This is a genomic window from Kocuria sp. U4B, assembly GCF_054875615.1.
The window spans coordinates 1,825,928-1,850,586 of sequence record NZ_CM142180.1 but is presented as its reverse complement, the minus strand read 5'-3'; the positions used below and the strand labels follow the sequence as shown (position 1 = coordinate 1,850,586).

General features: G+C 74.8%; 20 protein-coding genes. 11 read left to right on the top strand and 9 right to left on the bottom strand.

The window, feature by feature from the left end; all coding sequences use genetic code 11:
* Positions 1 to 108: 108 nt before the first annotated feature.
* Positions 109 to 954 (top strand): hypothetical protein, encoded by an 846-nt coding sequence (locus ACYSMR_RS08765; protein WP_461747964.1) that lies wholly within the window; start codon positions 109 to 111, stop codon positions 952 to 954.
* An 87-nt stretch (positions 955 to 1,041) separates the two neighbouring features.
* Here ACYSMR_RS08765 and ACYSMR_RS08760 read toward each other — a convergent pair whose 3' ends face one another.
* Entirely contained in the window at positions 1,042 to 1,263 is a 222-nt protein-coding gene (locus tag ACYSMR_RS08760) for a hypothetical protein (protein WP_251333761.1), read from the bottom strand.
* A 173-nt stretch (positions 1,264 to 1,436) separates the two neighbouring features.
* Between ACYSMR_RS08760 and ACYSMR_RS08755 the strand changes: the two genes are divergently transcribed.
* Both ACYSMR_RS08755 and ACYSMR_RS08750 read left to right on the top strand, forming a co-directional pair.
* Complete coding sequence (locus tag ACYSMR_RS08755; protein ID WP_251333760.1) at positions 1,437 to 1,886, top strand: DUF6640 family protein; 450 nt, start codon at positions 1,437 to 1,439, stop codon at positions 1,884 to 1,886.
* Between the two features lie 215 nt (positions 1,887 to 2,101).
* Positions 2,102 to 3,010 (top strand): PIG-L deacetylase family protein, encoded by a 909-nt coding sequence (locus ACYSMR_RS08750; protein WP_461747963.1) that lies wholly within the window; start codon positions 2,102 to 2,104, stop codon positions 3,008 to 3,010.
* Positions 3,011 to 3,068: 58 nt separating this feature from the next.
* On the opposite strand, the gene ACYSMR_RS08745 is transcribed toward ACYSMR_RS08750, so the two are convergent.
* Complete coding sequence (locus tag ACYSMR_RS08745) at positions 3,069 to 4,424, bottom strand: glucose-6-phosphate dehydrogenase (protein WP_461747962.1); 1,356 nt, start codon at positions 4,422 to 4,424, stop codon at positions 3,069 to 3,071.
* A 92-nt stretch (positions 4,425 to 4,516) separates the two neighbouring features.
* On the opposite strand from ACYSMR_RS08745, the gene ACYSMR_RS08740 reads away from it, so the two are divergent.
* Positions 4,517 to 6,451, top strand: coding sequence for a glycoside hydrolase family 15 protein (locus ACYSMR_RS08740; protein WP_461747961.1), 1,935 nt, complete (start codon positions 4,517 to 4,519; stop codon positions 6,449 to 6,451).
* A gap of 3 nt (positions 6,452 to 6,454) precedes the next feature.
* Here ACYSMR_RS08740 and ACYSMR_RS08735 read toward each other — a convergent pair whose 3' ends face one another.
* The 3 genes from ACYSMR_RS08735 to ACYSMR_RS08725 form a co-directional block, all read right to left on the bottom strand.
* Positions 6,455 to 7,915: an ATP-binding protein gene (locus ACYSMR_RS08735; protein WP_461747960.1), complete on the bottom strand. Its 1,461-nt coding sequence runs from the start codon at positions 7,913 to 7,915 to the stop codon at positions 6,455 to 6,457.
* Positions 7,912 to 9,603, bottom strand: a complete 1,692-nt coding sequence (locus ACYSMR_RS08730; protein ID WP_251333755.1) for an NAD(P)/FAD-dependent oxidoreductase — start codon at positions 9,601 to 9,603, stop codon at positions 7,912 to 7,914. The genes ACYSMR_RS08735 and ACYSMR_RS08730 overlap by 4 nt, the downstream gene beginning before the upstream one ends.
* 154 nt (positions 9,604 to 9,757) lie before the next feature.
* On the bottom strand, positions 9,758 to 10,588 hold the full coding sequence (locus tag ACYSMR_RS08725) for a tryptophan-rich sensory protein (protein ID WP_461747959.1): 831 nt from the start codon (positions 10,586 to 10,588) through the stop codon (positions 9,758 to 9,760).
* Between the two features lie 127 nt (positions 10,589 to 10,715).
* Between ACYSMR_RS08725 and ACYSMR_RS08720 the strand changes: the two genes are divergently transcribed.
* Positions 10,716 to 12,014, top strand: coding sequence for a saccharopine dehydrogenase NADP-binding domain-containing protein (locus tag ACYSMR_RS08720; protein WP_461747958.1), 1,299 nt, complete (start codon positions 10,716 to 10,718; stop codon positions 12,012 to 12,014).
* Between the two features lie 115 nt (positions 12,015 to 12,129).
* Entirely contained in the window at positions 12,130 to 12,867 is a 738-nt protein-coding gene (locus ACYSMR_RS08715; RefSeq protein WP_461747957.1) for a neutral zinc metallopeptidase, read from the top strand.
* A 45-nt stretch (positions 12,868 to 12,912) separates the two neighbouring features.
* Here ACYSMR_RS08715 and ACYSMR_RS08710 read toward each other — a convergent pair whose 3' ends face one another.
* The 4 genes from ACYSMR_RS08710 to ACYSMR_RS08695 all read right to left on the bottom strand — a co-directional run bounded on the left by ACYSMR_RS08710 (position 12,913) and on the right by ACYSMR_RS08695 (position 17,512).
* Complete coding sequence (locus ACYSMR_RS08710; protein WP_309125287.1) at positions 12,913 to 14,088, bottom strand: zinc-dependent alcohol dehydrogenase; 1,176 nt, start codon at positions 14,086 to 14,088, stop codon at positions 12,913 to 12,915.
* 70 nt (positions 14,089 to 14,158) lie between these two features.
* Positions 14,159 to 14,884 (bottom strand): hypothetical protein, encoded by a 726-nt coding sequence (locus tag ACYSMR_RS08705; RefSeq protein WP_461747956.1) that lies wholly within the window; start codon positions 14,882 to 14,884, stop codon positions 14,159 to 14,161.
* 88 nt (positions 14,885 to 14,972) lie between these two features.
* Complete coding sequence (locus ACYSMR_RS08700) at positions 14,973 to 16,757, bottom strand: N-acetylglutaminylglutamine amidotransferase (protein WP_461747955.1); 1,785 nt, start codon at positions 16,755 to 16,757, stop codon at positions 14,973 to 14,975.
* A gap of 74 nt (positions 16,758 to 16,831) precedes the next feature.
* Positions 16,832 to 17,512, bottom strand: a complete 681-nt coding sequence (locus tag ACYSMR_RS08695; RefSeq protein WP_251333748.1) for a TetR/AcrR family transcriptional regulator — start codon at positions 17,510 to 17,512, stop codon at positions 16,832 to 16,834.
* A 146-nt stretch (positions 17,513 to 17,658) separates the two neighbouring features.
* Between ACYSMR_RS08695 and ACYSMR_RS08690 the strand changes: the two genes are divergently transcribed.
* The 5 genes from ACYSMR_RS08690 to ACYSMR_RS08670 are packed head-to-tail and all read left to right on the top strand — an operon-like array spanning position 17,659 to position 24,634.
* On the top strand, positions 17,659 to 18,510 hold the full coding sequence (locus ACYSMR_RS08690; RefSeq protein WP_461747954.1) for an urea amidolyase associated protein UAAP1: 852 nt from the start codon (positions 17,659 to 17,661) through the stop codon (positions 18,508 to 18,510).
* 50 nt (positions 18,511 to 18,560) lie between these two features.
* Complete coding sequence (locus ACYSMR_RS08685; protein ID WP_461747953.1) at positions 18,561 to 19,235, top strand: urea amidolyase associated protein UAAP2; 675 nt, start codon at positions 18,561 to 18,563, stop codon at positions 19,233 to 19,235.
* Between the two features lie 2 nt (positions 19,236 to 19,237).
* Positions 19,238 to 22,885, top strand: a complete 3,648-nt coding sequence (gene uca / locus ACYSMR_RS08680) for an urea carboxylase (RefSeq protein ID WP_461747952.1) — start codon at positions 19,238 to 19,240, stop codon at positions 22,883 to 22,885.
* Positions 22,885 to 24,225, top strand: coding sequence for an allophanate hydrolase (locus tag ACYSMR_RS08675; protein WP_461747951.1), 1,341 nt, complete (start codon positions 22,885 to 22,887; stop codon positions 24,223 to 24,225). The genes uca and ACYSMR_RS08675 overlap by 1 nt, the downstream gene beginning before the upstream one ends.
* Complete coding sequence (locus ACYSMR_RS08670) at positions 24,215 to 24,634, top strand: allophanate hydrolase-related protein (protein WP_251333743.1); 420 nt, start codon at positions 24,215 to 24,217, stop codon at positions 24,632 to 24,634. Before ACYSMR_RS08675 ends, ACYSMR_RS08670 begins: the two co-directional genes overlap by 11 nt.
* Positions 24,635 to 24,659 lie beyond the last annotated feature (25 nt).

The window sequence follows — 24,659 nt, the reverse complement described above, 5'->3', positions numbered from 1 at the left end:
GCACCGCCCGCGCTCCGGCGCGGGCCCGTGGCGTCCAGGACGTCACCCCGCGTGCTGGCGGCCCCGGGACAGCCCTGGGGCCCCTGAGGGAACGAGGAGACGCACGAGATGACTGCTGCCAAGAGATGGGCCGCCGCCGGGTCCACGGCCACGGTGCTGCTGGGAGGGCTCCTCCTGGGCGCCCCGGCCGCCGTCGCCGCACCGGAGGACGCCTCCTGCCTGCAGGCCTCGGGCCAGTTCAACGCCGCCCTGGCCGCGGCCGGGATCACCGCCGTGTCGGTGACGGCGCTGGAGGAGGCGGCCGCGGCCGTGACGGCCGCCGAGGCCGACTACTACGCCCTCGTGGAGTCGGTCACCGGCGACCTGGCGGTGGAGCTGGACACCGCCCTGCTCGCCCTGGACGACGCCGAGGCGTCCGGTGACCCGGAGGCGGTCGCCGCCGCCGAGGCCGCGGTCCTGCAGCTGGAGGAGGCCATGAGCGCGGCCATGGACACCCCCGAGCTCGCCGCCGCCGAGCAGGCGCTGCTGGCCGCCGGCGCCCAGTTCGAGGAGCTCCTGACGGGCGTGGACCTGGACGAGGCCACCGCGGACGAGCTCCTGGGCCTGTTCAAGCAGTTCCTCACCGCCTGCGCGGGCGTCGACGGCGGGAGCCCCGTCGTCGCCCCGGTGGGCACGATCCCCGTCGCGGCCCCGGCCGTGCCGGGAGAGACGGTCCCCGTGCCTGCGGCCCCGGAGCAGGCGGCCCCCGTGGCGCCCGCGCCCGTCCCGGCCGCTCCCGTCGTGCCGGCACCGGCCCCGGCGGCGCCGGTGGCCGTGAACGCGGGCATGAACATCCAGACCGCCGCGGAGCCGGAGGCGCAGCCCGGGGCGGCCCTCGTGGCGGCGCTGGCCGCGGCCGGGATCGCCGTTCCCGCCGCGGCTGCCGCACGGATGCGCCGGCTCGAGCGGGCCTGAGCTCCCCGCCGGCCGCTCCGGGCACGACGGAGGCCCCCACCCGGCCGGGTGGGGGCCTCCGTCGTGCCCGGGGACGTGCCCGGGGGACTACTTCTTGGAGGAGTTCTCCTCGAGCTTCAGGGCGATGCCGATGGCGAAGAAGGTCGGGGTCCACTCGCCCACGAAGAGGCCCCAGCGGTCCGCCTGCGGCTTGGACTTGCTCTTGCCGAGGCTGACGGCCCAGGAGAGGACGGACAGGCCGATGGAGGCGAAGCCGGCCGTGTAGGCGTGCTCGCTGCGGATGCCAAGGTTCTGGATCGTGCTGATCATGGAAATACCTCTTTCCTGTCGTGGTCACCGGCAAGGGTGAGTTCATCGAACCGTGTCCACCCAGTCAAACATGATCCGGACAAATAGAAAAGCAGGCTGACGATATTGGCGAGGGCCGTGCCCGGGAAGGGCTCGTCCGGGGTGCCGGACGACGGGGGGCATACGCTGGGCCCATGTCAGCAGGACGGACGATCCTCCGCCTCGTCGCCGGCGCCACGGCTGCCGGGGGCTTCGCGGCCGACTGGAACCGCACCCATCTGTTCAACCCGGCCTGGCCGCCGCACGCCCGCTTCCACGACGCCCAGACCATCGCCCTGGGCGCGCTGCTCGGCGCCGGGGGCCTGTGGGCGCTGGGCCGCCGCGGCTCCGACCCCGGCCGGGACGCCGCGCTGGGCGCCCTGCTGCCGGCCGCCTTCTGGGCGTCCATGGGCGCCGCGTTCGCCTTCCCGGGCACGCAGGGGCTGCAGGGGGAGTTCCCCGGCCTGGTCCCCCGCGTGCGGGGCGTGTGGATCGACGAGCGCTTCGCCGGCGCGGGGATGCTCGGCCTGGCGGCCCTCGGCTACGGCCTGGACCGGCGGGCACGCGGGACGGCCCCCGCGAGCGGGCCTGCCGCGACGCCCTGACCGCTGATCCGCCGGGGCGCTGTGGGCGCTTTTGGGGCCACCCGAACGGCCGCCGACCGATGCAAAAACGTATTTCTTCATGCAAACTGATCGATACCCGGCGCGGTGGCACGCACCACCGCCGCCGGGTCGGCGTCGAACCGGCCGGGGGGCCGGCGGCGTCGACGACCCGGGGGCGGGGAGCCGCCGACCGGCCGATGATCTCTGGGGGAAACATGCTGCCATCCGTCGTCGGCGCTCTGCTGAGCGTCGCCGTTCTCGCGTACGTCCTGTCGAAGGCCGCCACCACGCGGCACAAGCGGTCCGTCATCGGCGCGAGGGCGCTGCGCCGGGCCGTCGTCGCCGTCTACTCGGTGCTGCTGGTGCTCAACCTGTGGTGCGCCGTGGCGGCGACCCACGCGATGGTCTCGGACGCCATCGCCGTCACGACCCTGCTCGCGACGGGAGCCTTCGGGCTCGTCATCGCCGAGCGGCGCATCCCGGCCACCATGGTGGTGCAGCGGCGCAAGGTCCTGGCCGTGGGGGCCCACCCCGACGACCTCGAGCTGGCCTGCGGGGGGACGCTGGCCAAGCTCGTCGACGCCGGCCACGAGGTCCGCGGGCTGGTGATGAGCGCCGGCGAGGCCGGCGGGGACCAGGGGGTGCGCCCGGCGGCGGCCCGCCACGGGGCCGCCTTCCTGGGACTGTCGGGGCTGCGGGTGCACGACTTCCCGGACACCCGGCTGGAGACCGTCAGCGACGGCATGGTGCGGGCCATCGAGGCCGCGGTCAACGAGTTCGGCCCGGACGTGATCTTCACCCACTCGGCCCACGACCAGGACCAGGACCACTACGCGGTGCACCGGGCCACCCTGCGCGCCGCCCGGGCCCACCACTCGATCCTGTGCTTCGAGTCCCCGTCGGTGACCCGCGACTTCGACCCGAGCGTGTTCGTGGACATCGACGGCTACGTGGACGTGAAGGTCGAGGCCGTGCTCTCGCACCGCGACCCGGCCGGCAGGCCGTACATGACCCCGGGCCGGGTGCGGGGCATGGCCGCGTTCCGGGGGGCGCAGGCCAAGAACGTCAACGCCGAGGCCTTCGAACCGGTCCGCCTGCTCGGCTCCGCCATCGGCGACCTGTAGTCCTGACGACGGCGGCCGGGCGGGGCGGCCCCGGGGCGGCCCGCCCCGCCCGGGCCGCTCAGACCGGGCCGGCGCTGCCCGCGGGGTACTCGAGCAGGGGCACGCTGCCGTCCTCGAAGGCCGCCAGGACCTCCTCGACGATCCGCCAGCCCTGCTCGGCCGCGTCCCCGCGGACGCTGAAGGTGGGGTCGCCCTCGAGGACGCCCCGCAGCACGCTGCCGTAGGCGGTCAGGCCCGGCTCGGCCATGCCGGAGGACAGCGTCACGCGCGTCATCCCGCGGGAGTCGAAGGGTCCGCCGACGTTGAGCTCGAGCGTCAGCTGCTCCTCCTCGAGGCCCATGCGCAGCACCGCCGGGGCGACCTCGCCGGAGCGCGGGAACTGCTCGTAGTCGTGCGGCGGGCGCCGGAAGGTGATCGCGATCTCCTGGCGCGGGTTTCCGACGGCCTTGCCCGAGCGCAGGGTGACCGGCACACCGTTCCAGCGCCACGTGTCCACCTCGAGCGTGACCTGCGCGAACGTCTCCGTCCCGCGCTCGGGGTCCACGCCCTGCTCGGCCGCGTAGTCGGGCATCCGCCGGCCGTCCACGGCCCCGGCCGTGTACCGCCCGCGGACCGCGGCCCGCGCAGGGTCGCCCTCCCACAGCTTCGCGGCGCGCAGCACGTGGCTCGTCAGGGTGGGGATCTCCACCGGATCGAAGGAGGACGGCGGCTCCATCATCACGAGCGCCATGACCTGCAGCAGGTGGGACTGGATCATGTCGCGCAGCGCGCCCGTCGAGTCGTAGAACTCCGCGCGGCCCTCCAGTCCCAGGGTCTCGTCGAAGACGATCTCGACGGACTGCACGTGCTCCCGGTTCATCAGCGGCTCCAGCAGCCGGTTCGCGAAGCGCAGGCCCACGAAGTTCAGCACCGCCGGCATGCCCAGGAAGTGGTCCACCCGGAACGTCCGGTCCTCCGGCACGAGGCGCGCCACCAGCCGGTTGAGCTCCCGCGCGGTCGCCGTGTCGGAGCCGATGGGCTTCTCGAGGGCCAGCACCAGGTCGTCCGGCAGCTCGAGACCGGCCATGGCCTCGCACGCGCTCGCCGTGACGGCGGGGGGCAGGGCGAAGTACAGGCAGGCCGGACCCTCGACGCCGTCGAGCAGGGACCGGACCTCCTCCGGGTCGGTGACGTCGCACTGCACGTAGCGCGCCGCCCCGCGCGTGTGCGCGACGGCGGGGCCGGAGGCGCCGACCGAGTCGAAGGAGCCCCCCACGACCCGCTCCCAGCCGTCGGCGGGCTCCCGCGAGGAGCCGACGACGTCGATCCGCAGCTCCGGGTACGAGGTCAGCAGGGTGCCCAGCCCCGGCAGGAGCAGGCGGGACGTGAGGTCGCCGGTGGCGCCGAGAATGACAAGCGTCCTGATGTTCTTCATGCGTGCACGGTACCCCGGCGCGGGACGCTCCGGCCCGTCGTGTCCGCGGCGGGGCGGGACCGGGGCCGCGGTCCGGCTGGTTGAATGGGCGCATGAGCGACGAGCCCGCCCGGCCCCGGTCCACCCCGCTGGAGGACTACGCCCTCCTGTCCGACCTGCACACGGGCCCGCTCGTGTCCCGGGACGGCAGCATCGACTGGCTGTGCCTGCCGCGCTTCGACTCCCCGTCGGTGTTCGCCGCGCTGCTCGGCACGCCCGAGGACGGGCGCTGGAAGCTCTCGGCCGTCGACGGCGAGGTCGTCTCCCGCCGCTACCTCCCGCGCACGTTCGTGCTCGAGACGACGTGGCGCACGCCCACGGGGACCGTGGTGGTCACCGACTTCCTGCCCCCGGGCCAGGCCGGGGAGGGCCACCCCGACCACGCCGACCTCGTCCGGCGCGTCGAGTGCGTGTCCGGGGAGGTCGAGGTCGAGCACGACCTGCGGATCCGCTTCGACTACGGCCGCGCGAAGCCGTGGACCCGCCGGGTCGACGTCGACGGCACCGAGGGCGTCGGCGGGCTGCTGTCGATCGCCGGCCCGGACGCGCTGCTGCTGACGGGGCCGATGCTGCACCCGCAGGAGGCCCCCGAGGTCGGGCCGCTGGAGGGGGACCACCCGGTGGACGGCTCCGGCGCCGAGCTCGCCGACGGCCACCCCGACGACTACGAGGGCGCGGTGTCCGACCGGCTGGGCGGGCGCTTCGTCCTGTCCGCGGGCGAGTCCCACGACTGGGTGCTGACCTGGCACGAGTCCCACCACGCCCAGCCCGTCCCGGTGGATCCCGCCCGGGCGCTCGACCGGGCGGTGTCGTTCTGGGCGGACTGGTCCTCCCACGTGGGCACCCACAAGCGGCACGAGCGGGCGGTGCTCCGCTCCCTGCTGGTGCTGCGGGCGCTCACCGACCGGGGCACCGGGGGCATCGTGGCGGCGGCGACCACGTCCCTGCCCGAGGAGTTCGGCGGCGTGCGCAACTGGGACTACCGGTACACGTGGTTGCGGGACGCCGCCCTGACCATCGAGGTGCTCGTCGCCCACGACTTCACGGACGGCGCGCTGCACTGGCGCAACTGGCTGCTGCGCGCCGTGGCGGGGGACCCGGAGGACCTCCAGATCATGTACGGGGTGGCCGGGGAGCGCCAGCTGCCCGAGCACGAGCTGGACCACCTGGCCGGCTACGAGGGCTCGCGGCCCGTGCGGGTCGGCAACGGCGCCGTGGGACAGTTCCAGGCCGACGTCGTCGGGGAGGTCATGCTCGCGCTGGCGGCCCTGCGCGACGCCGGGGTGCACGAGGACCGCTGGTCGTGGGGGCTGCAGAAGAACCTGCTGCGCTACTGCGAGGACCACTACGACCGGAAGGGCCACGGCATCTGGGAGATGCGCGGCCCGGCGGAGTTCTTCGTGCACGGCCGGGCCATGATGTGGGCGGCCTTCGACCAGGGCGTGCGCGCCGTCGAGCAGCACGGGTTCTCCGGCCCCGTCGAGCGGTGGCGGCAGCTGCGGGAGCGGCTGTGCGCCGAGATCATGGAGCACGGCTTCGACGAGGAGCTCAACTCCTTCACCCAGACCTACTCCAACACCGAGGCGGACGCCTCCCTGCTGCAGCTGCCGCACACCGGGTTCATCGCCTACGACGACCCGAGGATGCTCGGCACCGTGGCCCGGATCGAGCAGGAGCTGCGCGGGGAGCACGGGCTGCTGTACCGCTACCGCACCGAGGCCGGGCTGGACGGGCTGCCGGGCGACGAGTACCCGTTCCTCATCTGCTCGTTCTGGCTCGTGGAGCAGTACGCGCGCAGCGGGCGGACCGACGACGCCGGGGTCCTGCTGGAGCAGCTCACCGGCTACGCCAGCGACCTGGGCCTGTTCGCCGAGGAGTACGACCCCGGCAGCGGCCGGCTCGCCGGGAACTTCCCCCAGGCGTTCAGCCACCTCGGCTTCATCCGCGCCGTGGACGCGGTGGTCAGGGCGCGCGCGAAGTCCGAGTAGCGCTCAGGCCCCGGCCGGCGGCCGGGGCCGCTGCTGCGGCGCAGCGGCGGGGCGCGCACCGCCCGGGCGGCCGGGAAGACGCACCTGGAAGCGGGTGTCCCCGGGCCCGCCCGCCAGGCGCAGGCCGCCCCGGTGCTTCTGCACGACGATGCGCCACGAGATGTCGAGGCCGAGGCCCGTGCCCTGCCCCACGGGCTTGGTGGAGAAGAAGGGCTCGAAGATCCGCTCCCGGATCCCCTCCGGGACCCCGGGGCCGGTGTCGCCCACCTCGACGAGGACGGCGTCGCCCTCCCGGCGCGCCCCGACGGTGAGGGTCCCCTGCCCGCCCATGGCGTCCAGCGCGTTGTCGATCAGGTTCGTCCACACCTGGTTGAGCTCGGCGGGACAGCAGGGGACCGGCGGGAGGTCCGGAGCGTAGTCGCGCACGACGTCGATCCTCCGGTCGATCCGGTGCTGGAACATCACCAAGGTGCTGTCCAGCAGCTGCCGCACGTCGGCGTCCTGGAAGGGCGCCCGGTCGATCTGCGAGTACTGCTTGGCGGCGTCCACCAGGGTGGAGATCCGTCGTGCCGAGTCCTGGATCTCCTCGAGCAGCTTCGCGGCCGAGAACGCCGCTGCGAACCAGCGCAGCGCGCCGTCGAGGTCGCTGGCGGCCGCGGCCGTGCTCTCGAGCCAGTCCACGTCGACGTCGGCCTGGACGAAGGCCGCCGCGAGCTCCCAGCCCCCCTCGACGCCGTGGGCGTCCAGCCAGTCCGCGAGGGCGTCCTCCCGGTCGACCACGTCCATGGGCCGCAGGGGGGACGCCGAGCGGGCCCGGCGGTGGCCCTCGCCCCGGAGGGCCGTCAGCCGGGCGATCTCCTCGGGCGTGGCCGCCGAGAGCGTCCTGCTCATGGTCCCCTCCAGCTCCTCCGTCACCTCGCGCAGCGCCTCGGCGGAGCGCAGCGCGGAGACGGCGGGATTGTTCAGCTCGTGCGTGAGGCCGGCCGACAGCGTCCCCAGGGCCATCAGCCGCTCCCGCTGCCCGACGGCCTCGCGCGTGCTCTCCAGGCCGAAGAGCAGGCCCTCGAGCAGGTGGACGCCCATGGGGAACCACCGGGACACCATGGCCGCGAAGTCGGCCGCGTCCAGGACCAGGAAGGAGCTGCGGGCGCTCGCCCGCATCGAGTTGGCGTACCGCTGCGGGACCCGGTCCCCCAGATAGGCGTGCACCGCCCCGGCGTACACCCCCCGCCGGGACGTCCGCACGAGCTCCACCTCGTCCTCGCCGACGCGCCGCGTGAGCACGAGCTCCCCGTCGAGCAGGACGTAGAGCTGCGCCGCCGGCATCCCCTCCTGGTAGACGGGGCCCGGCCCGGCGCTCTCCACGCGCGCGGCCTCCGCGACCCACGACAGCTGGTCCTCGTCCAGCTCCTCGAAGAGGAACAGCGTGCGCAGCTCCTCGGGGCTGCAGCGCACCGGGCTCACCGGTCCGCCAGGTACTTGTGCACGAGGGTCACCGCCAGCGCGCCCTCCCCGACCGCGGAGGCGACCCGCTTCACCGACCCGGACCGGACGTCCCCCGCGACGAAGATGCCGGGGGTGCTCGACTCCAGGGAGTACGGCGGGCGGTCGAGGTGCCAGCCGGCCGGCGGCTGGTTCTCCCGGAGCAGGTCGCTGCCCGTGAGGACGAATCCGCGGTCGTCCCGCGCCACGACGCCCGCCAGGTGCTGCGTGCGGGGCGTCGCGCCGATGAAGACGAACAGCCAGTTCGTGGGGACCTCCTCGGTGGCGCCCGTGACCCGGTCGGCGAGCGTGATCCCCTCGAGGTGCTCCTCGCCCCGGGCCGCGGTCACCTCGGTGTCCGTGACCACCTCGATGTTGCGGGTCGCGGCGATCTGGTCGATCAGGTACTGCGACATGGACGCCTGGAGGGAGCCCGCGCGGATGACCACCCGGACGGTGCGGGCCGTGCGGGCGAAGTGGATCGCCGCCTGCCCCGCGGAGTTCGCCCCGCCCACGACGTAGACGTCGGCGTCGCGGCAGTCCGAGGCCGCGGTGGTCGTCGAGCCGTAGAAGACCCCCCTGCCGGTGAGGTCGGTGAGGCCCGGGCCGTCCAGCGTCCTGTAGTCGACCCCCGTGGCCAGCACGACCGTGTGCCCGGCGATCTCGGTGCCGTCGTCGAGGGCCACGACCCGGGCCCCGCCGCGCGCTTCGATCCCGGTCACGTGGCGCGTCGTGAGGACCTCGGCGCCGAACTTGGAGACCTGGCGCCGCGCCCGGTCGGCGAGCTGCGCGCCGGAGACCCCGTCCGGGAAGCCCAGGTAGTTCTCGATCCGGGAGCTCTGGCCTGCCTGCCCCCCGGTGGCGCTGCGCTCGACCAGCACGGTCCGGAGTCCCTCCGAGGCGCCGTAGACGGCGGCGCCCAGGCCTGCCGGCCCGCCCCCGACCACCACCAGGTCGTAGAAGTCGTCCAGCGGGGCGGTCCGCAGGCCGACGTGCCGGGCGAGCTCCGAGTCGCTGGGGCCCACCAGCGCGGTGCCGGCCTCGGTCACGACCACCGGGAGCACCGAGGCGTCCACCCCGCTCGCGGCCAGGAGGCGCCCGCCCTCGGGGTCCTCGGCCGACACCCACCGGTAGGGCAGCTGGTTGCGGGCGAGGAAGTCGCGGACCGCGAAGGAGCGCGCGGACCACCGGTGGCCCACGATGGTCGTGGCCGGCGCGGTGCGCCGCTCCGTCGCCCACCACGACTCGAGCAGGCTGTCGACCACCGGGTACAGCTTCTGCTCCGGCGGGTCCCACGGCTTGAGCAGGTAGTGGTCCAGGTCGATGACGTTGATGGCGTCGATCGCCGCGCCGGTGTCGGCGTAGGCGGTGAGCAGCATGCGCTTGGCGGTGGGGAACAGGTCGAGGGCGTGCTCCAGGAACTCGATGCCGTTCATCTCCGGCATCCGGTGGTCCGCGATGAGCAGCGCGACGTCGCTGCCCCGCAGCTTCAGCTCCCGCAGGGCCTCGAGGGCCTCGGCGCCGGAGCTGCTGCGCACGATCCGGTAGTGCTCGCCGTAGCGGCGGCGCAGGTCCCGCGCCACCGCCCGCGACACCCCCGGGTCGTCGTCCACGGACACGATGGCGACGGTGGCGTCGCGGCTGTCGGATGCGCTGGTGGGAGAGGTCACGGTCCTCCGTCGCTCGGCGGTGGGGCCCGGACCGGTGCCCGGCGGGCGGCCGCCGGCCGGGGCCGGGGGCCCGGCGCATGTGCCGAAACTACAAGGGGCGCACCGACCCGTCAACGGTCTCCGTGGCGGGGAGCAGCCCCCGTCCCGGGAACCGTCAGCCCGGCCGCCGGCCGTGCCCCGGCCGGCGCAGCGCCGCCGTGGCGAGCACGACCAGCACCGCCGCCGCGGCCGCCCCTCCGGCCACGAGCACTGACCGCGGGTCGTCCGCGGCGCGGCCGACGGCGATCCAGGACAGCCCCCACGCCGCCGCGGCGGCCACCGCCCAGCGGGCGCCCACCCGCCGCTGGACCGCCGCGACCACGGCCGCGAGGAGCAGCACCACGGCGACGCCGATCCACTCGGCGCCCCGCCCCTGCTGGGGCGCGCCCGAGGACACCAGGGCGGCCGCCACGTTGGCCGCCGTGGCCACGGACACCCAGCCCAGGTACAGCCCGAACGTGCCGTCCACGACCAGCCGCTCCACCGGCCTGCCGCGGCCCGGGGCCTGCGCCAGGCGCTGCACCAGCAGGCCCAGCACGAGCACCAGCGCCACGATGACGACCACGCTCGCCCAGATCCAGCCCTGCTGCGTGACCAGCAGCCAGCCGGCGTTGAGCAGCATCGACGCCGCCGCGAGCCAGCCGGTGGCCCGCGCCCGAGGGTCGGCGGCCCGCGGCGGCCACCACTGCCAGAGCGTGTAGGCGGCCAGGCCCAGGTAGATCACCGACCAGATCGAGAAGGCCGGCCCGGCCGGGGCGAGCAGGGTGGCGTCCGCGGCGAGGCTGCCGCCCGAGGACTCCTCGACCCGGGTGCCGAACAGGCCGATCCCGACCAGCGTGCCGAGCACGCAGGCGATCTCGCTGAGGGTGACGACGACCTGGCGGACGCGGTCCCGCGCAGTCGCGCGGGCGGCGTCGTGGCCGGTCCGGGTGGGGGTCGTGCTCACGGCGGGGCCTCTCCTCGAGCGGTGCGGGTCCTGGCCACACCGTAGGCCGGGGTGCTGGGAGCTCCCAGGGCACCGCCTCCCGCCCCGGCCTCTCGACCCGGCCGGGGCGGTTCCCTACAGTGGGCTGATGAGCGAACCGACGAGCGCAGCGCGCGACGACCGGCCCGTCGTGGGCCTGCTCGGGGCCACCGGGATCACCGGGCGGGTGGCCCTGGCCCACCTGGTGGCCAGGGCGGCCGAGGCGGGCGTGGACGTCGTCGTCGGCGCCCGGGACCCCGGGCGCGTGCGGGCCCTGTGCGCCGCACGGGCCGTCCCCGTGCCCGAGACCGTGCCCACGGACGTCACGGACGAGGCCTCCCTGCGGACGCTCGTGCGGCGGGCGGACGTGCTGGTGAACCTCGCCGGGCCCTACACCCGCCTCGCCCCGCCCGTGCTCGCCGCGTGCGTCGCCGAGGGCACCCACTACCTCGACCTCACGGGGGAGCTGCCGCTCGTCCTGCGCACCGACCGGGACCTGCACGACGCCGCCCGGGCCGCGGGGGTGGCGCTCGTGCACACGGCGGGCTTCGAGGCCCTGCCGCCCGACGTGCTCGTCGACGCCGCCCGCCGGCACGCGGCCGCGACGGGGGAGACCCTGCGCAGCGCCGACCTCGTCACGAGCGTGCGCACCCCGCCGGGCAGCCGGTTCTCGGAGTCGGTCTCCGGCGGGACCGTGCAGAGCCTCGTCGAGGTCCTGCGCGATCCCGACCCCGCCCGCACGGGCGACGTCGCCGCGCGCGTCCCGCACCCCGCCCCCGGCACCGGGACCGCCGCCGACCCCGAAGCGGTGCGCCGGACCAGCCCCCTGCGGCTGCGCGCCCGCACGGCCGGCGGACGGGTGCTCGCGCCCATGAGCCCGCTGGCCGCGGTCAACCCTCCGGTGGTCCACCGCACCCAGGCGCTCAGCCCCGTGCCGGGGGCCGCGGCGCACCCGCTGGCGTTCCGGGAGGCCATGTCCCTCGGCCCGTGGGGCGGGGCCCCGGGCGCCGGGCGGTTCGCGGCGGCGGAGGCGGTGGCCGCGTTCCAGGCGCTCGCCGGTCTCGCCACCCGCCTGCCGCACCCCGTGCGCGCCCGGCTCGCCGACGTCCTGGCGCGGGTGCTGCCCGCGGCCGGGACCGGCCCGGAGGGCGACGTGCTCACCGGCTGGTCGTGGACCACCCGCGGCACGTTCACCACCCGCGAGGGGACGGTCTTCCCGGGCCTGCTCGAGGCGGAGGGCAACCCGGGCTACGGCACCACCCCGTGGCTGACCGCGGAGCTGGCCCTGCGCATGGCGACCCGGGGCGTCCCGGACGCGGCCCTGGGCTCCACGACGCCGGCCCTCGCCCTCGACGGCGACCTCGCGGCGCTGCTGCCCGCGCGGGTGCGGATCACCGTGGGCCGGTGACCGGGGGCGCCGGCCCGGACCCGGCCGGGGCCGACCCGATCACGTAACGTTCCCCGGTCGCGGCCCGGGAGTCCTACCCTCGGAGAAACCTGCCCGCCGATCCGAGGAGTCCGTCATGCTCCGCGCACCCTCCGCCCTGGCCGCCTTCGTCCTCGCCGCCGGCGTGGGGGTGGTCGCCCCCGCGCCGGCCGGGGCCGTGATCACCCCGCAGGTGGAGTCGAGCTGCCCGAGCGGGTCCCACGAGGGCTGCCACGCCTACGAGGACATGGACGTCTACCTCGGCCACGTCGTGGCCATGGTGGAGCCCATGTTCGACGAGGTCTACGGCGTCGGCAACCGCCCGGCGGCCACGTACTACGTGGCCGCGGGCCAGGTCGGGTTCACGGGCTGCGGGAACCCGGCGGACGGCTCCCCGGCCCCGTACAACAGCATGTCCTTCATGTACTGCCCCGGCGACCGCTCCGTCTACGTCGGTCAGGACCAGCTGTGGGAGTTCTACTCGGAGCTGGGCGACGCCGCGCCCGCGGCGGGCTACGCCCACGAGCTGGGCCACCACGTGCAGACGATCATGGGGGTTCCCGCGCCGCGCACGCCCCAGGAGTCCGTGGTGGTCGAGAACCAGGCCGACTGCGTCGCCGGTGCCTGGCTGCGCTACGCCGACCGGGCCGGGCAGCTGGAGTACCCCGACGACGTCGAGGACGTCAACGGGCTGCTGCAGCGGATCGCGCACGTCGAGTCGGAGCAGCGGACCCACGGCACGCTGGCGGAGCGGACCGAGGCGCTCAGCAACGGGTACGACAACGGCCTGGAGGGCTGCAACGAGTACACCCCCGCGACCCCCATCCACCCCTAGCACCGGCGAGCGGCGCCGGCGGGGCGGACGGGGGCGCGGACGGGCTCACGGCTTGAGCACCACCTTGATGCAGCCGTCCTCCTTCTTCTGGAACTTCTCGTACATCAGCGGCGCCTGGTCCAGGGGCACCGTGTGGGTCGCGAGGTCGAGCACGCCGAGCGGGTCCGAGGGGTCGTCGACGAGCGGGAGCAGGTCGTCGATCCACTTCTTCACGTTGCACTGGCCCATGCGCAGCTGGATCTGCTTGTCGAACATGGTGAGCAGCGGCAGCGGGCTCTTCGTGCCGCCGTAGACGCCGCTGAGCGAGATCGTCCCGCCCCGGCGGACGGCGTCGATCGCGGTGTTGAGGGCGTTGAGCCGGTCGGTGCCCACGGTCTCCATGGCCTTGCGGGCCAAAGGCCCGGGCAGCAGCCCGACCGCCTGGTGCGCCGCGCCCGCCACCGGTGAGCCGTGCGCCTCCATGCCGACCGCGTCCACCACCGCGTCGGGGCCGCGGCCGCCGGTGCGCTCGCGCAGCTCGTCGCCGACGCCGGGGTGCAGGTCGAGGGTCTCGACGCCGTGCCGCTCGGCCATGGCCCGGCGCTCGGCCACGGGGTCCACGGCGAGCACGCGGTAGCCGAGGTGGCGGCCGATCCGCGCCGACATCTGGCCGATGGGGCCCAGGCCCAGCACCGCCAGCGTCCCGCCCTCGGGCGGCGCGGCGTACTGCACGGCCTGCCACGCGGTGGGCACGACGTCGGAGAGGTACAGGTAGCGCTCGTCCTCACCGGTCTGGGGGACCTTGATGGGCCCGTAGTCCGCGTGCGGCACGCGCAGGTACTCCGCCTGCCCGCCGGGCACGGAGCCGTACATGCGGGAGTAGCCGTAGATGGCGCAGCCGCTGTTGTACTCGCGGACCTGCGTGGTCTCGCACTGCGACTGCAGGCCGCTGGTGCACATGAAGCAGTGCCCGCACGAGATGTTGAAGGGGATCACCACGCGGTCCCCGGCCTTGATGTTCGTGACGGCGGAGCCGACCTCCTCCACGATCCCCATGGGCTCGTGGCCGATCACGTCGCCCTTGTCCATGAAGGGGCCCAGCACCTCGTACAGGTGCAGGTCCGATCCGCAGATGCCGCTCGAGGTGATCCGCACGATCGCGTCCGTGGGCTCCTGGATCCGGGGGTCCGGGACCTCCTCGACGCTCACCGAGCGCTTCGCCTGCCATGTCAGAGCCTTCATCGATCCTCCTTCTCAGGGCCGCCGCACCGGTCGGAACGACAGCCTACTGATCTGTTCGGTCAGGACGATCCTACTCGTCCGCCCGCTCGGGGGCACGTGGGGATCCCGCCGCCGTGCCCGCTCCCCCGTGCAGGAAGTACGCCCCCGTCGAGCCGGCGAGCGTCGCGAACACCGCCACCGAGTAGAGGGCCAGGACCACCTCCAGCACCCGGGGGAACGCGCCCTGCGCGCTCAGCGCCTGGCCCGTGATCGTGGACATCGCCGCGTCGGACAGGGCCGTCCCGTAGTCGGCGTAGGCCCCCAGGACGTAGAGCAGCTGGCTGGAGGCGAGGACGACGACGCCGGTGACCGCCGCCAGCCAGCCGATCCGGTTGGACAGCAGCTTCCCGGCGGAGCGGGAGCTACGCACGCCCGCCGAGAGCACGCCCCCGACCCGGGCCAGCCGGGCGATCCGGGCCGCCCGGAGCAGGCGGGCGGCCTGGAGCGCCCGGAAGAAGCGCAGGAACGGCACCAGCAGGAACACCACCTGCCACCAGTTGCGCCGCCAGAACCGGGCGGAGAAGCGCGCGATGTACGCCCGCAGGAGGAACTCGCCGGCGAACACGGCCCAGAAGACCCAGCCCGTCACGTCGAAGAACGCCGAGAGCGCCGGGTCCCGCGCGAGCAACTGGCCCAGCACCACGAACAGGAACAGCACGCCCAGGATGCCCATGGGCCGGTCCAGCCGGCGCGCCAGCGCCTCGGCCGCGCCGAGCTCCTCGGCCTGCCGGGCCGGGTCCACCGTCCGCCTCACCACGCCGCCCGCCCGTCCTTGGGATCCGCCGTCCGCCCCACCCGCCCGACGGCGCCCTGCAGGGGTGCGGGCCCGGGCGGCCGGGAGCGGATCAGCGGATCCCGTTCTCCTGCAGCCACATCTCCAGCAGGCCCAGCTGCCACAGCACGTTGGAGCGCAGCGGCGTGTGGTGCTCGTTGGGGTCCGCCAGCAGGGTCTCCACGACGTCCGAGTCGAACAGCCCGCGGCGCACGGCGCACGGGTCCGTCAGCGCCGCCTCGACCCGGGCGAGCGTCCCGCCCTCGAGCGTGCGGATCGCCGGGACGGGGAAGTAGCCCTTCCTCCGGTCGATCACCTCGTCCGGGACGACGCCGCGCGCCGCGCGCTTGAGCACGCCCTTGCCGCCGTCGGCGAGCTTGAGCTCCGGCGGGATCCGGCCGGCGAACTCGACGAGCTCGTGGTCGAGGAACGGCACGCGCGCCTCGAGGCCCCAGGCCATGGTCATGTTGTCCACGCGCTTCACGGGGTCGTCCACGAGCATCACGGTGGAGTCGGTGCGCAGGGCGGCGTCGACGGCGGTCTCCGCGCCCGGGCGGCCGAAGTGGCGCTCGATGAACGCCGACGGGGCGTCGTGGCCGGCCATCCACTCGGGGGAGAGGACCTTCGCCAGCCGCGACCACGGGCGGTCGAAGAAGGCCGCCGCGTAGGTCTCCTGCGCCTGCTCCCGCTCGACGCCGGCCAGCGGCGGGTACCAGTGGTAGCCGCCCAGGACCTCGTCGGCGCCCTGGCCGGACTGGACCACCTTGACCGACTTCGAGACCTCCTCGCTGAGCAGGTAGAAGGCCACGCAGTCGTGGCTGATCATCGGCTCGCTCATCGCCGCGACGGTGCGGTCGATCGCCGGGACCAGCCGGGCGTCGTCGATCGCGATCTGGTGGTGGTCGGTGCCGAACCGGCGGGCGACCCGCGAGGAGAACTCGAACTCGTCCCCGGCCTCCTCGCCCACGGACTCGAAGCCGATGCTGAACGTCTGCAGGTCGTGCTGACCGCTCCCGGCCAGCAGCGCGACGACGAGGCTGGAGTCGATCCCGCCGGAGAGCAGCACGCCCACGGGGACGTCCGCGACCATGCGCCGCCGGACCGCGGTGCGCAGCTTCTCAAGCAGGCCCTCCTGCCAGTCCCGCTCGGACCACCCGGAGCGGTCCTCGTCCCGGGTGAACCGGGGGTTCCAGTACTCGTGGTCCGTGGCGGACCCGTCGGCCTCGACCGTGCGCACGGTCGCGGGAGGCAGCTTCCGGATCCCCTGCAGGATGGTGCGCGGGGCGGGGACCACGGAGTGGAAGGTCAGGTAGTAGGACAGGGCGGTGCGGTCGACGGAGGTGTCCACCCCGCCGGCCGCGAGCAGCGCCTGGACCGTGGACGCGAAGCGCAGCCGGTCGGCGGTGTGGTCCACGTAGAGGGGCTTGATCCCGAGCCGGTCGCGGGCGAGGACCGTGCGCCCGGTCGCGTGCTCGGTGACGGCGAAGGCGAACATGCCGTGGAAGTGCTCCACGCACCCGATGCCCCACCGGTGGTACGCCTTCAGCGCGACCTCGGTGTCCGAGGTGGAGAAGAACCGGTAGCCGGCGCCGTGCAGCTCCTCGCGCAGCTCCCGGTAGTTGTAGATCATGCCGTTGAACACCATGGACAGCCCCAGCGGGGCGTCGACCATGGGCTGGTTGCCCGAGGGGCTCAGGTCGACGATCCTGAGCCGGCAGTGGCCCATCGCCACGGGGCCCTGGGCCCAGGCCCCCGACCCGTCGGGGCCGCGGAAGGACTGGGCGCACGTCATGCGGTGGACGGTGCCGGGGTCGGCGGCCGCGCCGTCGAAGCGGACCTCACCGGCGAGGCCGCACATCAGCGCTCACCCCCGTCCCGGGGCCGCGGGCTGGTCGGGCAGGGCGGTCCGAGGCGCAGGAACATCCTCCAATGCTACGCGTCCCCGGTGCCGGGCTCCCCGGCCAGGTGCTCCACCAGGGCCCGGGCCCGCCGGCGGTTGTCCTCCGTGACCAGGTGCGGGACCCCCGCGAGGTGCAGGGCGGCGTCGGCGATCCGCTCCGCCGCGTCCTCCGGCAGGTGCGGGTGCGCCCGCTGGCGCTGCAGGATGACGTTCTCCGCGAGGCCCATGACGATGGCCGCCTCGAACGGCGTGGCCGGGCGGCCGGCGGTCCGCTCGAGCAGGTCCCCGTAGATGCCCTCCAGGGCGTCGCGGTTCTCGTGGAACTCCTCGAAGCCCTCGGCGCGCAGCTCGGGGGAGAAGTAGAGGGCGCCCAAGTTCTGCGGGTCCTCGAGCAGCAGGCGCGTGTCGGCGAAGCACAGGGCCCACAGCTTCACGTGCGCGGGGGCGTCCGCGGCCACGAGGCGCTCCGCGAACCGCCGGGACGGCACCACGGTGCCGAGCACGAGGCGCAGGAGGACGTCCTCCTTCGAGCTGAAGTAGTGGTAGACGCTCGCCTGCTGCAGACCGGCGAGCTCCGCGACCGCCCGCGTGCTCGTGCCGCCGAAGCCCCTCCGGGCGAAGAGCTCCCCGGCGGCGTGCAGGATGTCCTGCTCGGCCCCCCGGCCCGTGGGGGAGGCGGGGTTCTTGCGCGGGCGGCCTCGGGACTTCGTCATCCCACCGAACCTATCAACCCGCGCAAGCAGGGCCCGGGAGGCGGTTACACGACCGAAACAGGGGCCACACCCCGCGGAAATCCCGGCCTGCTTTGATTTCTGTCAAGCGACAGAAAAGCGCGACCGCAGAAGCGAAGGAGCCGGTCATGACCGACACCCAGACCACGTCCTCGACGGGCACGACCGCCGGGGCCCGGGCCCACGCCCGCGCCCAGGAGGGGACTGTCGTCGAGTGCGGCCCCACCGTGCCGTCCACCAACCACACCGGCGCCCCGGCCCGCGTGGCCCCGCAGGACCTCGTGTGGGCCGAGCGCGTCGCGGGCGGCAACTACACCCACAAGGTCCTGGACCGCGGGGTGGCGGTGCGGCTCACCGACGTGCAGGGGGACGCCTGCGCCTCGGTGCTGCTCTACAACGCGGCCGAGCCCTTCGAGCGGCTCAACGTGGCCGACACCATGAAGATCCAGTGGCAGGTCTACTCCGGGGCGGGCCAGGTCCTGCTCTCCGACCAGGGGCGGGCGATGGCCACGGTCGTCGAGGACAGCTCGGGCCGCCACGACGCGGTGTACGGGGCCAGCTCCCGGGCGCGCAACGAGGAGCGCTACGGCGACGGCCAGGCGCACGGGCCCAGCCCCGCCGGCCGCGAGCTGCTGGTCCTGGCCGGCGCCAAGCACGGCCTCACCCGCCGCGACGTCCCGCCCTGCGTCTCGTTCTTCCAGGGCGTCGAGATCGCCCCCTCCGGCCACCCCGTGTTCACCGGCTCGGCCGGGGCCGGCGCCTCCCTGACCCTGGTCACCGAGATGCCGTGCGTGCTGCTGATCGCCAACGCCGCCCACCCGCTGGACCCGCGCGAGGAGTACGTCAGCACCCCGCTCGACGTCGTCGCCTGGCGCGCCCGGCCCACCACCCCCGAGGCGCCCGCCTGGAGCTCGGCCCCCGAGCGCCGCCGCGCCTACCAGAACACCGCCGAGTACCTCCGCGCCCGCGGCCTGGCCTGAGCCGGGCCCCCGACACCGCAGCGACGAGCGACGACAGAAGGAACCGCACCATGACCGCTCCCACCACCGCTCCCACCACCACTTCCACCACCGGTTTCGGCCCCGAGCTCTCCCGCGAGACCGTGGCCCCGCGCGCCCCCTGGTCCGCCGTCCTGACGGCCGGGCAGGTCCTGACCATCGTGGACGTGGACGGCAACCAGGCCGTCGACTTCCTCGCCTACGACGCCGAGGACACGTCCCGGGCCTACAGCGTGCAGGCCACCCTGCAGGGGCAGGGCAGCGTCTACCTCACCGAGGGCTCGGTGCTGCGCACCAACGAGCACGACCCGCTGCTGACCGTCGTCGGCACGGACGTGGAGCGCCACGACACCCTCGGCGGGGCGTGCTCCAAGGAGTCGAACACCCTGCGCTACGGCCACCACACGTGGTCCCAGCACGGGTGCGCCGACAACTTCCTGGCCGAGCTCTCCAAGTACGGGATGGGCAAGCGGGACCAGGTCTCCAACGTCAACTGGTTCATGAACGTGCCGGTGGACCCGGACGGCGCCCTCGGGATCGTGGACGGCATCTCCGCGCCGGGCCTGTCGGTGAGCCTGCGCGCGGAGCGCGACGTGCTCGTGGTCGTCTCCAACTGCCCGCAGGTCAACAACCCCTGCAACGGCTTCGACCCCTCCCGCGCCGAGATGATCGTCTCCGCCGGCACCACCGGAACCCAGGAGGCCTGAGCGTGCGCGCCTTCGACACCGTCCTCGTCGCCAACCGCGGCGAGATCGCCGTGCGGATCATCCGCTCCGTCCAGGCGCTCGGCCTGCGGGCCGTGGCCGTCTACTCGGACGCCGACCGCGGCGCCCTGCACGTGAGCGCCGCCGACGAGGCCGTCCACCTCGGTCCCGCCCCCGCCGCGGAGAGCTACCTGGACATCGACCGGATCCTCGCCGCCGCGCAGCGCACCGGCGCCGGGGCGATCCACCCCGGCTACGGCTTCCTCTCCGAGAACACCGGGTTCGCCGCGGCCTGCGAGGCCGCCGGGATCGCGTTCGTCGGCCCCACCCGGGAGCAGCTGGACGTCTTCGGCGCCAAGCACACCGCCCGCGACGCCGCCGTGGCCGCCGACGTGCCCCTGCTGGCCGGCACCGGGCTGCTCGACTCCCTCGAGGACGCCCTCGCCCAGGCCGAGGCCATCGGCTGGCCCGTCATGCTCAAGGCCACCGCCGGCGGCGGCGGGATCGGCATGCAGGAGTGCCGCGACGCCGCCGACCTGCGCGCGGCGTGGGAGAGCGTCCGCCGCGTGGCCGGGGCCAACTTCTCCTCCGCCGGGGTCTTCCTCGAGCGGCTCGTGGACCGGGCCCGGCACGTCGAGGTCCAGGTCTTCGGCGACGGCCTCGGCGAGGTCCTCGTGGTCGGCGACCGCGACTGCACCCTCCAGCGCCGCCACCAGAAGGTGGTCGAGGAGGCCCCCGCCCCGGGCCTGCCCGGCGCCGTGCGCGCCGCGATCCACAACGCCGCCCGGCGGCTGTGCGCCTCCGTGGCCTACCGCTCCGCCGGGACGGTGGAATTCATCTACGACCCGGTCCGGGAGGAGGCGGCGTTCCTCGAGGTCAACACGCGCCTGCAGGTCGAGCACCCCGTGACCGAGGCCGTCTACGGCGTGGACCTCGTCGAGTGGATGATCCGGCTGGCCGGCGGCGACCGCTCCATGATGGACACGGAGCTCGTCGCCCGCGGCGCCGCCGTGGAGGCCCGCGTGTACGCCGAGAACACCGACCTCGACAACCTGCCCAGCGCCGGCACCGTCACCGGCCTCGTGGTCCCCGAGGAGATCCGGGTGGACTCCTGGGTCGAGGTCGGCACCGAGGTCAGCGCGTTCTACGACCCGCTGCTGAGCAAGTTCGTCGCCCACGGGGAGGACCGCGAGCAGGCGTGGGCCGCCCTCGCCCGGGCCCTGGAGGACGCCCGCGTCCACGGCGTGGCCACCAACCTGGGCCTGCTGCGCGCCATCACCGGCCTGCCCGCGGTCGCCGCCGTCGAGCACTCCACCGCCACCCTCGAGGGGGTGCGCAGCGCGCAGCCCCGCGTGGAGGTGCTGCGCTCCGGGCTGATGACCACCGTCCAGGACCGGCCGGGCCGGATCGGCTACTGGCCGGTGGGCATCCCGCCGTCGGGGCCCATGGACGAGCTGTCCTTCCGGCTCGGCAACGAGGCCCTCGGCAACCCCGAGCGCGCCGCCGGCCTCGAGATCACCGTGGCCGGACCGACCCTGCGCTTCCACACGCCCACCCGCGCGGTGGTCACCGGCGCCCCCGTCGAGGTCCTCGTCGACAAGCGCCCCGCCGAGCAGTGGACGGTGCTGGAGCTGCCCGCCGGCGCCGTCCTGACGATCGGCCGGGCCGAGCAGGGCATGCGCTCCTACCTGCTGGTGGAGGGCGGCCTCGACGTCCCGCTGGTGCTGGGCTCCGCGGCCACCTTCGTGCAGGGCGAGATCGGCGGGGCTGCCGGGCGCGCCCTCGCCCCCGGCGACGTCCTGGGCATCAACACCCCCGCCGTGCCCCACGAGGTCGCCGACGTCCCGCTCGCCCGGCGCCCGCAGGTCGGGGCGTACTGGGAGATCGGCGTCCTGGAGGGCCCGCACGCCGCCCCGGAGTTCTTCACCGTGGCCGGCATGGAGGAGTTCTACGCCGTCGACTGGGAGGTCCACTTCAACTCCGACCGCACCGGCGTCCGGCTGGTCGGGCCGAAGCCGCAGTGGGCGCGCCGCGACGGCGGGGAGGCGGGCCTGCACCCCTCCAACATCCACGACACCCCGTACGCCGTGGGCGCGGTCGACTACACCGGCGACATGCCCATCCTGCTGGGCCCCGACGGCCCCAGCCTGGGCGGGTTCACCTGCCCCGCCACGGTGGCCGACGGCCAGAAGTGGAAGCTCGGGCAGCTGCGCGCCGGGGACCGCGTGCGGTTCGTGCCCATCACCCAGGCCCAGGCCGTCGAGCTGCGCGCCCGCCCGCGGGCGCAGGTCGTGGCCGGGCGGGACGCCGTCGTCGACGGCGGGATCGTCGCCGCGGTGCCCGGGAGCGCCGAGCGCCCGTCCCTGACCGTGCGGCGCAGCGGCGACTCCAACGTGCTCGTCGAGTACGGCGAGATGACCCTGGACATCGCCTCCCGGATGCGGGTCGAGGCCCTGCGCCGCGCCCTGCAGGAGCAGGTCGACGACGGCGCCCTGGCCGGCGTGCTGGAGATGACCCCCGGCATCCGCTCGCTGCAGGTCCACCTCGACCCGGACCGGCTCGGCCTGGACGAGGCGCTGGCGCGGGTGCTCGCCGTGGACGCGCAGCTGCCCGCCACCCACGACCTGCGCCTGCCCAGCCGCACCGTGCACCTGCCCCTGTCGTGGGACGACCCCGCGACCCGCGAGGCCATCCGCCGCTACGAGAAGGGCGTGCGCGACGACGCCCCGTGGTGCCCCTGGAACATCGAGTTCATCCGCCGGATCAACGGCCTGGACTCCGTCGAGGACGTCCGCTCCGTGCTCTTCGACGCCGAGTACCTGGTCCTGGGCCTCGGCGACGTCTACCTCGGCGCGCCCGTCGCCACCCCGGTGGACCCCCGGCACCGGCTGGTCACCACGAAGTACAACCCGGCCCGGACCTGGACGCCGCAGAACGCCGTGGGCATCGGCGGGGCCTACCTGTGCATCTACGGGATGGAGGGCCCGGGCGGCTACCAGTTCGTGGGCCGCACCACGCAGGTCTGGTCCACGCACCGCCAGCGCGGGCCCTACGAGGAGGGCACGCCGTGGCTGCTGCGCTTCTTCGACCGGATCAAGTGGTACCCCGTCTCCTCCGAGGAGCTCGCGACCATGCGCGCCGACATGGCCGCGGGCCGGCTGCCCCTGCGGATCGAGGAGGGCGAGTTCTCCATGGCCGAGTACGAGCGCTTCCTCGCCGACAACCGCGAGAGCATCGACGCGTTCAAGGACCGCCAGCAGACGGCCTTCGACGCCGAGCGCCAGGCCTGGGACGAGGCCGGCGAGTTCGAGCGCGCCGCCGCCCTCGAGGGGCTGGCCGCGCCCGACGACGTCGCCGTGGAGATCCCCGACGGGTGCGAGGGCGTCGAGGCCCAGTTCGCCGCCAACGTCTTCCGCGTGGACGTGCAGGTGGGGGACCGGGTCCGCGAGGGCCAGACCCTCATGGCGGTCGAGGCCATGAAGATGGAGGCCCCCGTGCAGGCCCCGGCGGACGGCGTGGTCCAGCGCATCGTCGTCGAGCCCGGCGCGCAGGTGAGCCCGGGGGCGGTGCTGGCCGTGGTCCGCACGGACGCGGCCGAGCCGGCCCCGGCCGCAACGGGCCGAGAAGGCATCCAGGAGCGAGGAGAGCACTGATGACGACGACAGCAGCGACGAGCGCACCGGCGGGCGCACCGGCGACCGCGGCGGCGCGCGAGGCCGCCGAGCTGGTGGCCGAGCGCTACCGGCTGGTCGAGGAGGCAGACCGGCCCGAGGTCTGGATCGGGCTGCGCCCCCGGCAGGACGTGGCCGGGGACGTCGCCCGCGCCCTCGCCGCCCGCGCCGCCGGCGAGCACCTGCCCCTGGCCGGGACCCTGTTCGCGGTGAAGAACAACATCGACGTGGCCGGCCTGCCCACGACCGCCGCGTGCCCCGCGTTCGGCTACGAGCCGGCGCAGGACGCCGCCGTGGTGCGCCGGCTCAAGCAGGCGGGCGCGGTGGTCATGGGCAGCACCAACCTGGACCAGTTCGCCACCGGGCTCGTAGGCACCCGCAGCCCCTACGGCGCCGTCCGGCACGCCGAGGACCCCGCCCGGATCTCCGGCGGGTCCAGCAGCGGCTCCGGGGTGGCCGTGGCCCTCGGGTTCGTGGACTTCGCCCTCGGCACCGACACCGCCGGCTCCGGCCGGGTGCCCGCGGCCCTGCACGGGCTGTACGGGGTCAAGCCCACCAAGGGCGTCGTGCCCTCCACCGGGGTCGTGCCCGCCTGCCGCACCCAGGACGTGGTGACCACCATGTCCCGGGACCTCGGCCTGGCCCGCCTCGCCGCCTCCGTCATGGCGGGGATCGACGACGGCGACGCCCGCTCCCGGGCCAGCGCCCCGCTGCGGCCGGCCGGTCTCGACCGCGTCGTCGGCTACGCCCCCGCCGAGCAGCTCGGGGAGCTCGCCCCCGGCTGGGCCGAGGCGTACGCGGGGGCCGTGCGCCAGTTCGTGCAGCGGGGCTTCCGGGCGGTGCCCGTCGACGTCGAGCCGTTCCTCGCCGCCGCGTCCCTGCTCTACGACGGCGCGTTCGTCGCCGAGCGGTACACGGCCGTGGGCGCGTTCGTCGACGCCCACCGGGACGCGGTGGACCCCACGGTCGGGCGGATCATCGCCGCGGCCGGGCAGATCCCCGCCCACCGGGTGTTCTCCGACCAGGAGTTCCTGGACGGCTGCACCCGCCGGGCCCGCTCGGTGTTCGCCACCGTCGACGCGCTCGTGCTGCCCACCACCACGTTCCACCCCACCCTGGCCGAGGTCGAGGCCGACCCCGTGGGCGTCAACAGCCGCATGGGACGGTTCACGAACTTCGTGAACCTGCTGGACCTCAGCGCGCTCGCGGTGCCCGCCGGGCGGGTGGACGGCCTGCCGTTCGGCGTCCAGCTGGTCGGCGGCACGTTCGAGGACGACCGGCTGGTCGACGTGGCGCGGGAGGGCGGCTTCGGTGACTGCTGAACCCCCCGCTCGCGCCGGGGCCGCGGAGGTGCTGCTCGTGGTCGCGGGCGCGCACCTGCGCGGCCAGCCGCTCAACGCCCAGCTGCTCGCGCTGTCCGCCCGGTTCGTGCAGGCCACCACCACGGCCGCCGAGTACCGCATGTTCGCCCTGGACACCGTGCCGCCCAAGCCGGGCGTGGTCCGCGCCCCGGACGGCGGGGCAGCCCTGGCCGTGGAGGTCTGGGCGCTGGCCCCCGCCGCCTTCGGGGCGTTCGTGGCCGGGCTGCCCGCCCCCATGGCCATCGGCAAGGTCGCCCTCGCCGACGGCCGCGGGCTGCCCGGGTTCCTCGTGGAGCCCTACGCCGTCGAGGGGGCCGAGGACATCACCGCCCACGGCGGCTGGGCGGCGTACCGGCAGTCCGCGGCCTGAGCGGGCCGCGCTCCGCCCTCCTCAC

What these genes read in the sequence shown, in the direction of transcription:
- ACYSMR_RS08695 (WP_251333748.1), bottom strand. Translation starts at nt 17,512, where the DNA reads ATGACGAAGTCCCGAGGCCGCCCGCGCAAGAACCCCGCCTCCCCCACG.
- ACYSMR_RS08760 (WP_251333761.1), bottom strand. Translation starts at nt 1,263, where the DNA reads ATGATCAGCACGATCCAGAACCTTGGCATCCGCAGCGAGCACGCCTAC.
- ACYSMR_RS08720 (WP_461747958.1), top strand. Translation starts at nt 10,716, where the DNA reads ATGAGCGAACCGACGAGCGCAGCGCGCGACGACCGGCCCGTCGTGGGC.
- ACYSMR_RS08715 (WP_461747957.1), top strand. Translation starts at nt 12,130, where the DNA reads ATGCTCCGCGCACCCTCCGCCCTGGCCGCCTTCGTCCTCGCCGCCGGC.
- ACYSMR_RS08675 (WP_461747951.1), top strand. Translation starts at nt 22,885, where the DNA reads ATGACGACGACAGCAGCGACGAGCGCACCGGCGGGCGCACCGGCGACC.
- ACYSMR_RS08710 (WP_309125287.1), bottom strand. Translation starts at nt 14,088, where the DNA reads ATGAAGGCTCTGACATGGCAGGCGAAGCGCTCGGTGAGCGTCGAGGAG.
- ACYSMR_RS08690 (WP_461747954.1), top strand. Translation starts at nt 17,659, where the DNA reads ATGACCGACACCCAGACCACGTCCTCGACGGGCACGACCGCCGGGGCC.
- ACYSMR_RS08685 (WP_461747953.1), top strand. Translation starts at nt 18,561, where the DNA reads ATGACCGCTCCCACCACCGCTCCCACCACCACTTCCACCACCGGTTTC.
- ACYSMR_RS08755 (WP_251333760.1), top strand. Translation starts at nt 1,437, where the DNA reads ATGTCAGCAGGACGGACGATCCTCCGCCTCGTCGCCGGCGCCACGGCT.
- ACYSMR_RS08765 (WP_461747964.1), top strand. Translation starts at nt 109, where the DNA reads ATGACTGCTGCCAAGAGATGGGCCGCCGCCGGGTCCACGGCCACGGTG.
- ACYSMR_RS08700 (WP_461747955.1), bottom strand. Translation starts at nt 16,757, where the DNA reads ATGTGCGGCCTCGCCGGTGAGGTCCGCTTCGACGGCGCGGCCGCCGAC.
- ACYSMR_RS08750 (WP_461747963.1), top strand. Translation starts at nt 2,102, where the DNA reads ATGCTGCCATCCGTCGTCGGCGCTCTGCTGAGCGTCGCCGTTCTCGCG.
- ACYSMR_RS08745 (WP_461747962.1), bottom strand. Translation starts at nt 4,424, where the DNA reads ATGAAGAACATCAGGACGCTTGTCATTCTCGGCGCCACCGGCGACCTC.
- ACYSMR_RS08740 (WP_461747961.1), top strand. Translation starts at nt 4,517, where the DNA reads ATGAGCGACGAGCCCGCCCGGCCCCGGTCCACCCCGCTGGAGGACTAC.